Consider the following 14,770-nt stretch of genomic DNA (forward strand, 5'->3'; position numbering starts at 1 on the left):
AATGATACCTAGCCTTGTATGAAGTTCGTGTTCCTCAGACCGGAAGTTTGCCGCTCGCTTCCTTCAGATTCCGCGTCACCACAGACACCCTTGCGTTAAGCTAACCGTTACTTCTGCCTTCACGGCTCGGGACTTGCACCCTATAGATTACATCCATGCCAGGCGCACACACATGAAAAAGAACGAACTTCTTTAACCGGAAATTCGTTCTTTTTTTATTTCAGCCTTTGCTGTTAATATTCAACTGTTAGCTTAACTTTAACTACTTAATAAATTAATTGTAAGAAATCGTCCATCGTTACGCCGCCGAAATATCTGGAAATATCAACATCCGCTAAAGCTTCTTCAATATCTTTATTAGCATAGCGTACACCAACTAAACGTTGCTCGATTTCTTCTACGTCTTCCATGCCAAAGAAATCACCAAAAATCTTAATTTCTTCAATGATTCCTTTGTTCACTTCTAAACGAATATCAATTTCCCCAGATGGGAAGCGCTTTTGCTTTTGCATATTAAAGCGCGGTGATTTTCCATAGTTCCATTCCCATTTTTGGTAGCGTTCTTTCGATATCGTATGAATATTTTCCCAATCTTGTTCTGACAGCTCGTAATATCGGATATTCTCCTCGCCACCGAAAATCGATTTCAAAATTTCCATTCGGAACTGTTCTACCGTAATTTTTTCCGGCAAGAAATCAATGATGTTTGCTACACGTGAACGTACGGATTTAATGCCTTTTGATTCAATTTTGTCTTGCTTTACTTTTAATGAATTTACCACCGCATCCAGATCTAGATTGAACATCAATGTGCCGTGGCTAACCAAACGGCCGCGTGTTACATATTGCGCGTTTCCTGAAACTTTTCGTCCTTCCACTAAAATATCATTGCGACCAGAAAGTTCCGCGTTCACCCCTAATTTTGCCAATGCATCTACTACAGGCTGGGTGAATCTTTTATAATTGTGGAAGCTGTTTCCGTCGTCCTTCGTGATAAAGCTGAAATTTAAATTATTTAAATCGTGATACACCGCTCCGCCACCAGAAAGTCGCCGAACGACGATGATTCCATTTTCTTCAACGTAGTCTGTGTTAATTTCTTCATATGTGTTTTGATTTTTACCGATAATAATGGACGGTTGATTGATATAGAACAGTAAAAAATCATCTTGCTCAACATCCATGTTTCTTACAAGATATTCTTCAATTGCCAAGTTCACTCTAGGGTCTGTAATGCCTTTATTATCAACGAAATACATTTATGTATCCTCCTATACAAATTGTCCATATCTATTTTACACGAAAAATGGCTCATACTGATTTTTTTAGTATGATTGAATTTTTCATCAAAATAAAAAACGACAACTATTATCGTTGTCATCAAATTAAAGTAAGCTCGAATCAAGTGAGACGAATAAAAAACGCCTGCTCTTTTAGGACACATGACAAATAGCCCTTCAATCACGATTTTTTCGGACTGAGGGCTATTTTTATGATTGGCGTAGATTTTGTATTTCATTTTATTGAAGGAGATTTTTCAAACGATGGATTTCTCCTAAAATCTCATTGTATTCTATCTCTAAAAGCTTGGGGTCATCCTTTTTGGAAGGCATAGAAATTTTACTTATTACCTCCGTCAACCGAGTTTCTAATCGTAAAATTTCTTCCTTAATCTGCTCTTTTTTCCTGTCTTTAACTTCAGTCTTGCTAGCCATATATTCATCATAGCTGCCCTTGAAAGTTTTAAGTTTGCAGTCTTCGATAATCATAATCTGATTAGCTACTGAATTTATAAAGCGCCGATCATGAGAGACAAAGAGCAGGGTGTGTTCATATTCTCGTAGAACTTCTTCCACCACTTCCAGAGAGTTTAAATCTAGATAGTTTGTAGGCTCGTCAAGAATCAATAGGTTAAAGCCACTACATATTATTTTGGCAAAGGAAGCTTTCACTCGCTCCCCTCCGCTTAAAACCCTAACCTTTTTATACACGCTATCTCTTTTGAAAAGAAGACGGGCCAATAATATTCGAACAAAACTCTCCTCATAAACGCTTTCTGCCATCACATTGTCGAGGATACTCTTATTTTCATCTAAGATACTTAACTCCTGACTGAAATAACCAATCCTTACGTTAGGAGCAATTTTGATTGGGGACTCTTGGTTCAGAATCATTTTTAGCAGAGTAGTTTTTCCACATCCATTGGGACCTATTAAACCTACCTTAGCTCCGTTTTCTAAATGAAATTGAGCATCTTTAAAGATCACTTTATCCCCAAAACTCTTGTTAATCCCATTTCCTTCAATGATTACTTTGCTATATATTTTCTGTACGTCCCCAATGTCAAATTTGATTTTTTCGATTTTTGGTGGTTTCTCCTTAACTTCTAAATGTTGAATTCTTACCTCCACATTTTTAATAGCGCGATCCAAATTCGCTTTTGCTCTTTGATTGCCCATCTTGTGGAGTCTAGCCTCAGAGTTACCCATCCTTCGGGGAGTTTTTCGAATGGATTTTACTTTTTCTCGTGTAGAAATTATAACCCTTTCTAGTCTCTTCTTTTCCTTAACATATTGCTCATATTCAAATTGTGCTAGCTCTCGCTCTTCAGTTTTTTGCTTAATATATTCACTATAGTTACCGGAATAGGTTTTGATTTTCCCTTCTTCTATTTCGATTATTTTGTTACAAAGGCTATCTAGCAAATCTCGATCGTGAGAAATCAAGACTAGGGCACCAGAAAAGTTGGCAAAGGAATTTTCGACTAATTGAATTCCTTCAATATCCATATTACTAGTGGGTTCATCAGCGAAAATGATGGCATGATTTTGACCTAGGCTGGCCGCCAGCTTAAAGCGGTTTCTTTCTCCTCCGCTCATACTCTCCCGATAGGTTTGGGGAACTTTAAATTTTGAAGCCGTCTCTTGTTTTATTGTTTTTTCTTCAGGGGGCTCTAGTTGGGAGATATAGGCGCATTCCCCATAAAGTTTTACCCATCCTTCATCAGGCTCTATTCTTTGGCTTAAAAGGTTCAATAGTGTTGTTTTTCCTGCCCCATTTACGCCCACAATACCAATACGATCTTGATCATATATGCAGAGATTTTCAATATCCAAAATAAGACGATCTCCAAAAGATTTTTTTAGATTTCTACATTCGACTAATAAAATAAAAACCCCTCCTAAATTTACCGGAGAGGATAGTATCTATCAGACCATAACCATACCAAAAAAACTATATCTTCTATTGCCCATGGCCATAAGCCAAAAAACAAAAAATAAGCACACTCTCTCTGGCAACAGAATCTACAGCAAAGTATAGTTATCGAAAGCTATCTACAGAAGTCAGTACTATCCACTCACTGGTAAAAAATGCATGATTGTTAAGCCGTTTTCCAACGACTTTCTCAAAACTTCATTACATTTTCCTTCCTAGTTAAGTGAATTAGTTGTACATTTTCTGCAGATACCTTACCTTTCTTAAATTTTTCTTAGGCTCTTCATTCGGCTTTCATTAGCCTATAGCCTATTGACTGGAATTATAATAAATGTTTTACTTTTCTGTCAAGTTTCAATGTAACATCTATTATTCACGGATACGGCCTTTAAAGCGAAATGGCGCTTCTCCTTTATTCTTCAAGGAAAGAGCCATTTTCCATCAATTTAGATTATTGGTTCATCTTGATTTGGTTGGCGGACTAAACACACAGTACCAGCGATTAATAATAAAATACCTTGAATCGAAATAAATCCGGAAATCACACCAGAAATAATAAAGAGAATTCCAGCCTGTTTGCTGTTACTCTTTAATTTAACGAGGGCAATAATCGTAAGAACAATTGCAATAATTGTTAGTATCCCAATAAACCAACTGAATCCACTAAACCATGCCAAGAAATCATTTGCAAACTGAAGATAGATCCGCTTCAGTAAAACCGGTTGAATATAACGCATCTTCTAATTCTCTTTCAAACATTGGATCATCTGCAATCCCATTTAAAAAAATAACATAAAAAAAATCGGAACTGCCGATAAAATGTTAATTATCAGCCCGATAATCCCTAATAATTTTTCTACAGTTCTATTCATATTTATTCCTCCATTAATATACTGATTGAAAAGGTATGGTGCAGTTGATTGAATTGTAGTCAAGTTTTGTCATTTCTTTATTAATATGACGTATTCAGTATAGGTAACAATTATGAAGAGAAAGGAAGAGAGGATCTGAAGATTTTCTTAGGAATTTTTTAAGGCAAGATAAGGAATCTCATTTTGCCTTATTTTTTTACTTTAAAATCATCTGAAATACACACTCAACGTGATGCATTTCTTTTTCAAAAATCATTTCCATCATTAGTGGGAGAAAGATGTAAAAATTTAAACCAGTACTTTCTTAAACATCACCTCTTATTTATATCTATTTATTGATAATGTTACATTATTTAGGATTAAATGTAAAAAATTTGATTATCTTCTATAATTAGTTTTTTTATTCATTTTGAGGAAATTATCAAACTACGAAAATCTATAAGAAATATACTTACAAAGTGTATGTCGAATAATAGCAAATGTAAAATAAGCTAAAACAAAAAATTGGAGGAAAAGATTTCTTTCTAATCCAATTTTTATTTGGAAAAGTCATATTATAAAATACTGAAAAAACTATTTAATAGCTTTATTATGTTATAGTATTTTATTTGATTATTTTATATTTTTTTATAAAGTTGTAACCGTCAAGTAGAATTAAACAATTTTCCACAAATAATTTTAAACAGTTTTCTACAAATAATTTTAAACAGTTTTCTACAATTAAGATTCAACAGTTTGCTAAATTAAAATAATACCTTTCTGTATTTCATACGAATGCTATCCGTTTCGTTATCGAAAGTGATAATTTCACTCCTATGTAATAAACGGTCAAGTATAGCTGTTGTTAAAGTAGGATCACCAAGAAATTTTCCCCATTCATTTGGCCCTTTATTAGAGGTTAGAATGAATGCTGCTTTATCATATAAATCATAGATAAACTGGAAAAATAGATTGGCTTCCTGAGTCTCGTAAGTCATGTACATGACATCATCAATAATAATTAAATCCGAAGCTATAATACGTTTGTAGCGTATTTTAGATTTATTGATATATTCTTTTGTTTTTAAAATATACATAAGCTGATTCATGGAGACAAAGGATACTTTGTATCCTCTCTCCACAGCGTGTATTCCTAATGCAACGGATAAATGTGTTTTTCCTGCTCCTGTTGGTCCCATCAAAATTAAAGTAAAAAATTCTTCAATCCAATTCAGTTCTTTTAATACATTTAGTTGTTTTTCACCAAGAGCTGTTTGTTCCTTCAAATCATAGGTATCAAACGTCAATATTTCTGGGAACTCTGCCCATTTCATTAATCTCTCATTATTTTTCTGCTCTCTACATCGCATCTCATAGCTTAAGATTTCATAAACCAGTTCATGATATGTCCAATTCTTTGCTTCAGCTTCACGGAGTAAATTCGGTAATTCTTTAGCCGTCTCAGCGAGGCGCAAGGTACGACATTTATCTTGTAAAATTTCATAGGGATGATGATTCATTCATTTTCACCTCCAGATAAGACTTTTAAATAAATGTCTTCGGATCGTTCTGGTGCTGATAAATCTTTATACTTCTCATTCAATTCAACGATTTTAGGTGAACTTTTTTGATATTGTACAGATAATGCATGTGCAATATCCCGAAAATCATTTGCACTGGTCATTCCAAGTTTCTTCATTTCAGATAAAGCTTCCTCACAATGATTTGGGTAAATTCTGATGGCTTGTTGTAGTACTTTGAGTTGATCCACTAAATGACGTGGATATCGTTCTTTCAATTTGTGTATTAACCATTGAATATTCTCTTTATCTATGAATGTTTCTTGAATTTGATGAATTAAAAGATCTCGTTTACTTGTGCTATGTTCCCGATGGGAGGGATCTGTAATAATCAATCCTTTTCCTTCGGATATTCGGTGCTTTGCTAACTCCATCCCAGTTTCTTTCAGTCGAATAATTAACCAACCATCCTCTTCTTGTAAATAAGCAAGATTTGGGGCATCTGCTCTATATGTTCCTTTAGGAACGCTATATCGATTTCCTTCATAACGAATAACATTGTCCTTATGGATATTTCTTGTTATACTTGGAGTTGAAACATTTGCGAAAATGTAAGTACCAGAGACTTTCTTTAAGTGTTGCTTTTCCAGGGCGTGCACTTCAGAAGGTCTCTTTTTCGTATTATGATGAACTTTATAGTTTCCTGTTCTTTTCAACCAAGCGTGGCACGATTGATTCCAATCTGAAAGATGATCGAATACTCGATTTTTGCTAAAATTATTTTTTACAAATTTCACAACCTGTTCAATTTTACCTTTTGATTCCGGATCACTCTTTCTACATAAATAAACATTAAATTTACGGGTATGATGATATTTAGTAAATTCAGCTGTAAGAATTAATGTAAACTTTCATTTTATCTCATCTAAAAAGAGTACGATTTTTTCAAATTCCTTCGGAATCATCTTTGCCATCCTCTGAAAAAATGTGCTAAATTTTTTGTGAATTATTTCATAGGGGGATGGAAGATCTGTGATCTTGATTCATGATTTTGGAGTCGATCTCGAAACCTATCATGAATTAGGAAAAAACAATGACTTTCCTATGGTGGAGGAGTGCCCACATTGTCATGCGAAGCATTCCCTTCATCGCCATGGTTTTTATGAACGGAATGCCATCACCGCAGAAAAGGAATATCGTCTCTTGATCTGCCGTTTTCGTTGTTCGATTTGTTTCCAAACGGTGTCCATCCTCCCTCACTTTCTTCTCCCATACTTTCAACATACGACTCGTACCATCGTTCAATGGCTCCATGATGTGCTTCATCAAACCGGCACAAATCCATCAAAAAGACAACTCATTTCTTTCTATCTCCGACGATTTATCCAAACAATTTCATGGATTTATATGTATTTTGCTTCGGTGAAGAAATCTTTCGGTTGGGAGCGAGATACCCAACAACAAGCTTGTCGATCGATCGGGAAAATCCAACAATGGGGAGAGGAACGGTTTGTCAAAGAGTCGTGGGGGTATTTGTCGACCTACTTTATGGCACATTGTTTTGGACGATAAGGAAGCGCATCTAGGTGTTGAGGCCGTCCCACATACCTTTTGCCTCGACAGGTAGAAAAGAAGAATTTATCATCAAAGGTGAAATGGATAGCCGGCTGTCCTTCGAAATGAAAAAGGAGGATGGAAACGATGGACGAACACATGAGAGAACAAATTGCCTTATTCCGATTCGGATTGATTGCCCCACTTTTGAATGAACAAGTAGATCCGAAGAGCTACCTCACTGAGATGGCTAATCGCATTCATGAAATGCCGTATTACGGAGAGAAACGGATCGCTGCGAAAACGATTCAAGACTGGTACTTGCGTTATCGGAAAATGGGATTTGAGGGATTAAAACCGAAGAAGCGCTCGGATCGTGGACATTCCCATTCCCGAAAGCTGTCTCCAGAAGATGAGGATTATATTCTAGCGATGAAAAAAAAATTTCCCCAAGTGCCAGTGACGGTTTTTTACCAACAACTGGTACACCAAGGGGAAATCAACCCAAAACAAATTTCTTATTTTACTATATACCGATTATTAAAAAAATTCAACCTTGTCGGCAAAGAAATTTTACCGATGCCGGAGAGAAAACGTTTTGCGCATGATCAAGTGAACGCCTTATGGCAAGGAGACCTTTCTTACGGTCCGTATGTTCCAATCAACGGGAAGAAGAAAAGAACGTTTCTCATCGCTTACATCGATGATTGTTCACGCATCGTGCCATACGCTCAATTTTTCTCTTCCGAGAAATTTGATGGGCTGCGAGTCGTCACCAAAGAAGCGCTCATTCGGTATGGAAAGCCGAAAATGATTTACTCGGATAACGGAAAGATTTATCGTTCCGAAACTCTTCAGTATGCGTGTGCACAGTTAGGGATCACCCTCGTTCATACGCAGCCATATGACCCGCAAAGCAAGGGCAAAATTGAGCGCTTTTTCAAGACGGTGCAGACGCGTTTTTATCCGTTATTAGACATGAATCCGGTTCATTCACTCGAAGAGTTGAATGAACGATTTTGGAGATGGCTGGAGGAAGATTATCATCGTAAACCCCATGCATCGCTCAATGGAAAAACGCCTCATGAAATCTTTCTGTCTCAAAACCATACGGTTCAATTTCTAGAAGATCCGACGGTGTTGGATTCAATTTTTCTGAAACGCGAGTTTCGGAAAGTGAAGGCCGATGGAACGATTTCGCTCAACAAACAATTGTACGAAGTGCCTCCTCGTTTCATTGGCCAATCCGTAGATATTCGTTACGATGATCATGGTGTATATGTATATGAGGATGGCAAGGAAGTCGCTCAAGCCAAACCTGTATGCCTGCATGATAACGCCCATGTGAAACGAAATCGGTCCCCGTTTTCGTTGAATACAGAATGGGCAAAGGGGGAAGGAGATCATGTATAAAACCTTCTACTCCCTTTCTCATGAACCCTTTTCGAAAGAAATGAAGCCGTCGGATGCCTATCTCGCTACTTCGTATCGAGAAGCATTGGCGAGATTGGATTATATCAAACGAACGAGAGGAATCGGTCTATTCATTGGTGAACCGGGATCTGGAAAAACGTTTACGTTACGAACGTTTAAAGAGTCGTTGAATCCATCGTTGTATCATGTCGTCTATTTTCCTCTTTCCACAGGAGGAGTGATGGATTTTTACCGAGGGCTTGCGCTTGGGTTGGGAGAAGAGCCAAAATACCGGAAGGTCGATTTGTTTTATCAAATTCAGCAAGGAATCGAACGATTGTACACCGAACGAAGAATCACTCCTGTCTTGATTTTGGATGAGATGCATCTGGCTAAAGATGCCTTTCTGCAAGATCTTGCGATTTTGTTTAATTTTCAAATGGATTCGACGAATCCATTTGTCTTGATTTTAGCTGGCCTTCCGCATTTACAAACGCGGCTTCGGCTCAACCAGCATCGGCCGTTGAATCAACGTATCATCATGCGATATCAAATGGGGCCATTGACGAAAGAAGAAGTTGGTCAATATATAGAACAGCGAATGAAAATGGCGGGAGCGAAGATTCCGATTTTTACTCCAGCAGCGCTAGAGGCCATCGCTTTACAATCTCAAGGATGGCCAAGAGTGATCAATATCCTAGCCACGACTTGCCTCTTGTATGGATACCAAATGAAAAAAGAACAGATCGATGAAGAAATCGTTCGAATGGCGGCAGAGGAACATCATCTTTACTAAGCGATCGGAGCTCTTTGTACGGAGGGTTCCATTTTTTTCGAAGAGGGGCGGAAAAATCATCGAAAAACGACCGGAAAAATGTGCAAAGAACCTGGGGAAAATCGCAAAATCTAAAATAATCCGCAAAAAAATTGCACATTATTTCAGAAAACGAACCAAAATAATTTGAAAAAGTCAGACTGAAATAATGTGAAAATTTACAGAATTAAATCACCTGCATTTTCACTAACTGCTAATAACGCATCTTGGTCATAGACCATTTCTTCTGGCATTCCTCCAAAGTATTCAAATGCATTTTCATGCATTCGAATCATATCGGAAGTACGAAAAGGTCGATCGAGCCATTCTACATATTTATATCTTGAATGTGATAAAACAAATGCGATAAAATACAACTTTTTATTCTCACCTTGTCTGTTTTTGACGGTAGTTTGTCCAAAATCCACTTGAGCCTGTTTTCCCATTGGTAATTCTGGAACTACACTATATGTCCTCTGAACCTTTACCTTTGGAATCCGATAGTAATCCCTCATTTCGTTTAAATAATTTCGTACAGTGTTCTCAGCGACTTCCCTGAAACCTAACTTTTCTTCCAACCAATCATAAACTTGTGCAGCAGTTAAATCAGGATGTTCCTTCAACCACCCTAGAATTTGATCATGATAAGGGTCTAGTTTCTTTTCTCTTGTACGTAATGTACTTAAAAATTCTTCAAACTCATCAGTACTCATATTCAAATAATCTATCACTCTATTTCTTGAAATATTTAGTTTTCTTGCAATAGCACTCTTGGAGAATCCCTCTTTGTATAAACGATGAATCTCGATGTAAAGCATAAATCTGTTCACTCCTAATTCCTCACTTTCAATAGACTAGTAACAGTATATTTGAAAGTGATTGATGGTGGGGAAACTGTTTAATCTTATTTGGGGAATTCTGTTGAGTTCTATTTGTGGAAAACTGTTGATTCTAGTTTAGCGTTTACAAAAGTATACTTACAATTAAAATAGCTATGCAGCCAATAAAAATTAGAAAAGAAAAAATAATAGTTAGAGTGTCTCCTCCCCAATTAGCAAATATTATATATAGTTGAATTAATGCCAGCAGAATAAAAGCTGAATTAGAAGGAATCACGGGCTTTCTCATTTTATCCTCCTCATCTTAAGTACATGCCCTAATAATATTCGCTATGCCAAAAAAGTCTAAAAATGCATTACGAAGATCACTTGGTATGTTCTATAATTCCAACTTTTTAACAGTTTATATCGATCATAAATTTCTTTTACAGTTTTTTCAATACCACCAAGATTAACCAAAAGATAGACGTTTTAAAAAATAGAAAAAGAAAATTCATTAACCTATTAGCGGATGAAATCATCACTCGTGATGACTATCATGAGAGTGTTGAAGCAATAAATTTGGAATTAAATGAATTAATAAAACAAAAAAATGAACTAATGGAAAGTGAAAATACTATTGAAATCCTTGAGAAGTTAAAAAAGGAATTACTTCAGTTCTTAAACTTTGATGAATTAATTGAGGATATGCTCATCGTCTGATTGATCGAATCGAAGTAAAAGCGGACGGTTCACCGATTATTTACTATCGATTTTCTGCACCAAAAATTGAATAAAGGCAAGATAAGAAAACCTCATCTTGCCTTATTTTTTTACTTTAAAATTATCTGCGATACACACTCAACGTGTGTTGAATGGTAATCGCAGACATATTGATGTAGCAGTGTTTTCCTAGATACTTAATCAAAAATCTTCTTGTTCGCGCTTTCAATCCGTAAGCACATAATCATCATTCTCCTTGCTTCAAATCCCTATAAACACATGATTCCTATGCCATTCCAAGTACTTACGTTGACCATCACTCACATTAATTCGAATTCCATCTCTTATGTTCAGAAATACTTTCGTAAGCTCATCTATTTGTTCTGAAATGATAATTTCACCATTATCATCAAAAGTTATGAAACCTTTATCAAATAAAGCATCATGATTAGGACAAAACAAAAAACCGTTATCCAAATCCAGTCTTTCTTTGTTATCACACTGACTCCAAGGTTTAATATGACTAGCAATTAGAAATCTGTTATCTGTAACACCACATAACTTACATTTACACTCTCTCTTTATCAGACCTTCTTTAAAATTTGAATGACCAATTCTTGACTTTACTAGCTGTTCTTTCTCTGTTTTTGTAAGATTATCATTTTCAATTTTTTCCAAATCTATTACAGCATATTCTTTTTTATTATTAAAATTGTCAATGGATTGTTGCTTATTTTTTGTATAATCTAGACCTATGATTTTATTTGTATCTTTCAAAACTATTGTGAAACCAAGTTTAATTAAAAAATTATTTGTTTCATCTCCACCACTAAAACGGACAAGTTCATATCCATTAGCCAATCTGTTTGCAATTCGTAATACTTCCTTCGGTGGATATCTTTTATTATTATGGTACAAATCAAACTTAGTTGATTGTCTTCGAGGATCTACTCCAACTTGGTCTATTTCTTCCAATGCTTGAAGAACATGATTTTTTGTAATGTTATTCGGTATTCCCATTTTCATTCCCCTCTTATATTATAAAGTTAAACTTTTTCTAAATATTAATATAAATTGTTTTTGGCAAGCAGAAAATGACTCTTACGCATATTTGGTGAAGGTCCATAATTTTACTTTTATAATATAATAAAAGAAAAGGTGTGATGAATGATGAATCGTCAAATCCATTGGTCTTCACCAGATCCTTTCCTAGAAGTTCTCGATATTCAAGAAGAACCATCCTCCATTACCTTTATTGTTCGAAGCACTCATGAATCCTGCCCTTGTCCTCATTGCCAAGTGCCTTCCACACGTCCACACAGCCGATATACACGCATGATTCAAGATTTGCCGATTGCCGGAAAAGCTGTTTCCATCCTGCTTATCACAAGAAAATGGTTTTGCGACCAACCCAGTTGCACCCAAAAAATTTTTACAGAACGGTATGATTGGATTTCTGAAAATGGACGCCGAACTTTACGAGCTGAAGAAGTATTACGTAAAATCGCGTTTTCCACCAGCTGCCTCAATGGCGAAAAAGTAGCGAAAACCCTGCCCCTCCCTGTTAGCCATGACGTATTGCTCTCCCTTATTCGGAAAACGGAGATTCATCAAGAGGTGTCCCCCTTTTATCGGAATCGATGACTTTGCTTTTCGGAAAGGACACAGCTATGGCACGATCATTTGTGATCTGAGCACGCACAAGCCTGTTGCATTACTTCCGGAACGTTATCCGGAAACCATATCAAAATGGCTAAAAAATCATCAAAACATCCAAGTTGTCAGTCGTGATGGCTATCAGGCTTTTCGGAAAGGGATTCAGAACGCTTCGCAAAGTATTTTGCAAGTATATGACCGATGGCATTTTGTCCGGGCGGTAAAGAAGCAGATCGATGCTTGCCTCACCTCGATTCTTCCTTCCGTCATCACGTTGGAAAAAGAAGAAACGGACCAACAAACCTTTCCGCATGAAACCAAACTGCAAAGGAGACAAAAAGAAAGAGCCGAAAAGAAATGGATGATGATCAAAAGCATTCAACAGGAATACAAAAAAGGAAAGAAAAAAGCGGAGTTGGCCAGAGAATTTCATATGGATCCCCGAACCATTTCAAAATATCTCAACATAACCGAGATGCCGGTTCAAGTAAAAAGAAAGCGAAAACGGCAAACCGATGGTTTTGAGCAATACATTCAGCAACTCGAACAAGAGGGCAAGACCATCCGTGAAATTGATGCGCAACTTCGTAAATATGGATATACGGGGACACTTTCAGGTGTCCGCGTTGCAATCGAAAGCATACGAAAAGAAAGAAAACGGCAGGGGATTAAGGAATCTTCCGTTCGAATTTCCAGACGGCAAATGATTTCATATGTTTGGAAACGAAAATCTAGACTTTTAGAAGAGGAACTGCAACTTCTTGAACAATCCTTTAAGATGTACCCATCCCTTCATTCTTTCCACCAAATGGTTCAAACATTTAGAGAAGCATTTGATGAACGGAACTATCCGGTATTTTTCAAATGGTTGGAAAAACAATTGTCTTCTCCAAACAATCATTTATATGATTGTGCACTTCGACTCCGTAGGGATTTACAGTCGATTAAGCTGGCATTTAGTACTTCCTACAGTAACGGAGTTGTAGAAGGCCATGTTCACCGATTGAAGCTGATGAAACGAATCATGTATGGCCGGGCGAAGCTGGATTTACTCGAAAAACGAGTGTTATATCATTTATAAAATGTTATTTTAAAAAAATAATAAAGAGATGAAGGACTGTACATATATGGTTTCACCAAAAGAACGTAAGAGCCATTTTCTACTTGCCAAAAACAGTCCTTTACTTCTACGAACTAACTCTTCTTGTACCTGCATGAAGATTTCACGCGGGATAATGGCTTCATGGTTATTCTCTACATAATACTGAGGTACGATTCCGTTATTCACAACCCTCTTTTTTGTAAGAAAATCTACCGTATAAGTTTTTTGGAGCAATGCATCACCAATGTATTTTTCATTGCTTAATATTTTCCTTATAGTACTGGTATGCCACCTTTTTTTCCCCGCTCCCGTAAGTATGCCATCAGCTTCAAGTCCTTTTTTGATTTTATCCATACTTGAGCCTTCAAGATACTCTCGGTAAATCCTTTTAACAATTTCAGCTTCCTCCGGCACAATTACTAATCGCTTATTTTCATCTTTGGTATATCCTAAAAACCTAGAACAATTGACCATTACCTCTCCCTGTTGGTATCGGTATTGGTAACCAAGCTTTACATTCTGGCTTAATGACTGGCTCTCTTGTTGCGCTAAGGATGCCATAATGGTAAGCATAATTTCACCTTTGGCATCCAGTGTATTGATATTTTCTTTCTCAAAATATACCGCAACATTTTTATCTTTAAGTTTTCTGATGTATTGTAGACAGTCCAAGGTATTTCTAGCAAATCGGCTTATTGATTTGGTAATAACCATATCAATTTTCCCAGCCATACACTCATCAATCATTCGATTAAATTCGTCGCGATTTTTTGTATTTGTGCCGCTGATACCATCATCAGCAAAGATCCCTGCAAATTCCCACTCTGAATTCTTTTTAATAAACTCTGTATAGTGTTCAATCTGCACTTCGTAACTACTAGCCTGCTCATCACTATCTGTAGAAACTCGGCAATAAGCAGCGACCCGAAGTTTTGGTGTTTCATCTTCTTTTCGATTGTTGCCTACACGTTTTATTGCAGGTATAATCATTACATTTTTGTTAACTGCCATCTTGCTGCACCTCACTTTCTATTAAGCTGTATACATATTCCGCTTGTGTAAAAGGATTTGTATACTTCTGAATTACTTGTTCTATGGTATCT

The 14,770-nt window shown here is 36.5% G+C and carries 14 protein-coding genes; 6 read left to right on the plus strand and 8 right to left on the minus strand.

What is annotated here, in order from left to right; all coding sequences use genetic code 11:
- Positions 1-266: 266 nt before the first annotated feature.
- From NST98_RS10280 to NST98_RS10300, 5 genes are all read right to left on the minus strand, one after another.
- A complete protein-coding gene (locus NST98_RS10280) occupies positions 267-1,259 on the minus strand; it encodes a lipoate--protein ligase (RefSeq protein WP_340715058.1) in 993 nt (330 codons plus the stop codon).
- 261 nt (positions 1,260-1,520) lie between these two features.
- Complete coding sequence (gene abc-f, locus NST98_RS10285; RefSeq protein ID WP_340715719.1) at positions 1,521-3,206, minus strand: ribosomal protection-like ABC-F family protein; 1,686 nt, start codon at positions 3,204-3,206, stop codon at positions 1,521-1,523.
- Between the two features lie 456 nt (positions 3,207-3,662).
- Positions 3,663-3,953: a DUF4064 domain-containing protein gene (locus tag NST98_RS10290; RefSeq protein ID WP_096549691.1), complete on the minus strand. Its 291-nt coding sequence runs from the start codon at positions 3,951-3,953 to the stop codon at positions 3,663-3,665.
- A gap of 878 nt (positions 3,954-4,831) precedes the next feature.
- On the minus strand, positions 4,832-5,587 hold the full coding sequence (gene istB, locus NST98_RS10295) for an IS21-like element helper ATPase IstB (RefSeq protein ID WP_016839664.1): 756 nt from the start codon (positions 5,585-5,587) through the stop codon (positions 4,832-4,834).
- Entirely contained in the window at positions 5,584-6,384 is an 801-nt protein-coding gene (locus tag NST98_RS10300; RefSeq protein ID WP_340715059.1) for a hypothetical protein, read from the minus strand. Before NST98_RS10300 ends, istB begins: the two co-directional genes overlap by 4 nt.
- 235 nt (positions 6,385-6,619) lie before the next feature.
- On the opposite strand from NST98_RS10300, the gene NST98_RS10305 reads away from it, so the two are divergent.
- The 3 genes from NST98_RS10305 to NST98_RS10315 all read left to right on the plus strand — a co-directional run bounded on the left by NST98_RS10305 (position 6,620) and on the right by NST98_RS10315 (position 9,350).
- The gene (locus NST98_RS10305) at positions 6,620-7,159 is read left to right on the plus strand and encodes a DUF6431 domain-containing protein (RefSeq protein WP_208651667.1); all 540 of its coding nucleotides are present in this window, start codon (positions 6,620-6,622) and stop codon (positions 7,157-7,159) included.
- A 129-nt stretch (positions 7,160-7,288) separates the two neighbouring features.
- Positions 7,289-8,554 carry an IS481 family transposase gene (locus tag NST98_RS10310; protein WP_340715060.1) on the plus strand — a complete coding sequence of 422 codons (1,266 nt, stop codon included), beginning with the start codon at positions 7,289-7,291 and terminating at the stop codon, positions 8,552-8,554.
- The gene (locus tag NST98_RS10315) at positions 8,547-9,350 is read left to right on the plus strand and encodes an ExeA family protein (RefSeq protein WP_340715061.1); all 804 of its coding nucleotides are present in this window, start codon (positions 8,547-8,549) and stop codon (positions 9,348-9,350) included. Before NST98_RS10310 ends, NST98_RS10315 begins: the two co-directional genes overlap by 8 nt.
- A 197-nt stretch (positions 9,351-9,547) precedes the next feature.
- Here the strand turns inward: NST98_RS10315 and NST98_RS10320 are convergent, their stop codons facing one another.
- Complete coding sequence (locus tag NST98_RS10320) at positions 9,548-10,186, minus strand: DDE-type integrase/transposase/recombinase (protein ID WP_340715062.1); 639 nt, start codon at positions 10,184-10,186, stop codon at positions 9,548-9,550.
- Positions 10,187-10,768: 582 nt separating this feature from the next.
- Between NST98_RS10320 and NST98_RS10325 the strand changes: the two genes are divergently transcribed.
- Entirely contained in the window at positions 10,769-10,909 is a 141-nt protein-coding gene (locus NST98_RS10325; RefSeq protein WP_340715063.1) for a hypothetical protein, read from the plus strand.
- Positions 10,910-11,170: 261 nt separating this feature from the next.
- Here NST98_RS10325 and NST98_RS10330 read toward each other — a convergent pair whose 3' ends face one another.
- Complete coding sequence (locus NST98_RS10330) at positions 11,171-11,929, minus strand: HNH endonuclease (RefSeq protein ID WP_328216873.1); 759 nt, start codon at positions 11,927-11,929, stop codon at positions 11,171-11,173.
- Positions 11,930-12,076: 147 nt separating this feature from the next.
- Between NST98_RS10330 and NST98_RS10335 the strand changes: the two genes are divergently transcribed.
- Both NST98_RS10335 and NST98_RS10340 read left to right on the plus strand, forming a co-directional pair.
- On the plus strand, positions 12,077-12,553 hold the full coding sequence (locus NST98_RS10335) for a transposase family protein (RefSeq protein ID WP_340715064.1): 477 nt from the start codon (positions 12,077-12,079) through the stop codon (positions 12,551-12,553).
- Positions 12,480-13,646, plus strand: a complete 1,167-nt coding sequence (locus NST98_RS10340; protein ID WP_340715065.1) for an ISL3 family transposase — start codon at positions 12,480-12,482, stop codon at positions 13,644-13,646. The genes NST98_RS10335 and NST98_RS10340 overlap by 74 nt, the downstream gene beginning before the upstream one ends.
- A gap of 9 nt (positions 13,647-13,655) precedes the next feature.
- Here the strand turns inward: NST98_RS10340 and NST98_RS10345 are convergent, their stop codons facing one another.
- A complete protein-coding gene (locus tag NST98_RS10345; protein ID WP_445684041.1) occupies positions 13,656-14,678 on the minus strand; it encodes a recombinase family protein in 1,023 nt (340 codons plus the stop codon).
- Positions 14,679-14,770: the final 92 nt, after the last annotated feature.

This window comes from Ureibacillus sp. FSL W8-0352 (assembly GCF_038004345.1).
GTDB lineage: Bacteria > Bacillota > Bacilli > Bacillales_A > Planococcaceae > Ureibacillus > Ureibacillus thermosphaericus.

Excerpts from the sequence above, each read along its gene's own strand:
- NST98_RS10320 (WP_340715062.1), bottom strand. The coding sequence starts at position 10,186 with ATGCTTTACATCGAGATTCATCGTTTATACAAAGAGGGATTCTCCAAG.
- NST98_RS10280 (WP_340715058.1), bottom strand. The coding sequence starts at position 1,259 with ATGTATTTCGTTGATAATAAAGGCATTACAGACCCTAGAGTGAACTTG.
- istB (WP_016839664.1), bottom strand. The coding sequence starts at position 5,587 with ATGAATCATCATCCCTATGAAATTTTACAAGATAAATGTCGTACCTTG.
- NST98_RS10310 (WP_340715060.1), top strand. The coding sequence starts at position 7,289 with ATGGACGAACACATGAGAGAACAAATTGCCTTATTCCGATTCGGATTG.
- NST98_RS10330 (WP_328216873.1), bottom strand. The coding sequence starts at position 11,929 with ATGGGAATACCGAATAACATTACAAAAAATCATGTTCTTCAAGCATTG.
- NST98_RS10335 (WP_340715064.1), top strand. The coding sequence starts at position 12,077 with ATGATGAATCGTCAAATCCATTGGTCTTCACCAGATCCTTTCCTAGAA.
- NST98_RS10290 (WP_096549691.1), bottom strand. The coding sequence starts at position 3,953 with ATGCGTTATATTCAACCGGTTTTACTGAAGCGGATCTATCTTCAGTTT.
- NST98_RS10345 (WP_445684041.1), bottom strand. The coding sequence starts at position 14,678 with ATGGCAGTTAACAAAAATGTAATGATTATACCTGCAATAAAACGTGTA.
- NST98_RS10315 (WP_340715061.1), top strand. The coding sequence starts at position 8,547 with ATGTATAAAACCTTCTACTCCCTTTCTCATGAACCCTTTTCGAAAGAA.
- NST98_RS10340 (WP_340715065.1), top strand. The coding sequence starts at position 12,480 with ATGACGTATTGCTCTCCCTTATTCGGAAAACGGAGATTCATCAAGAGG.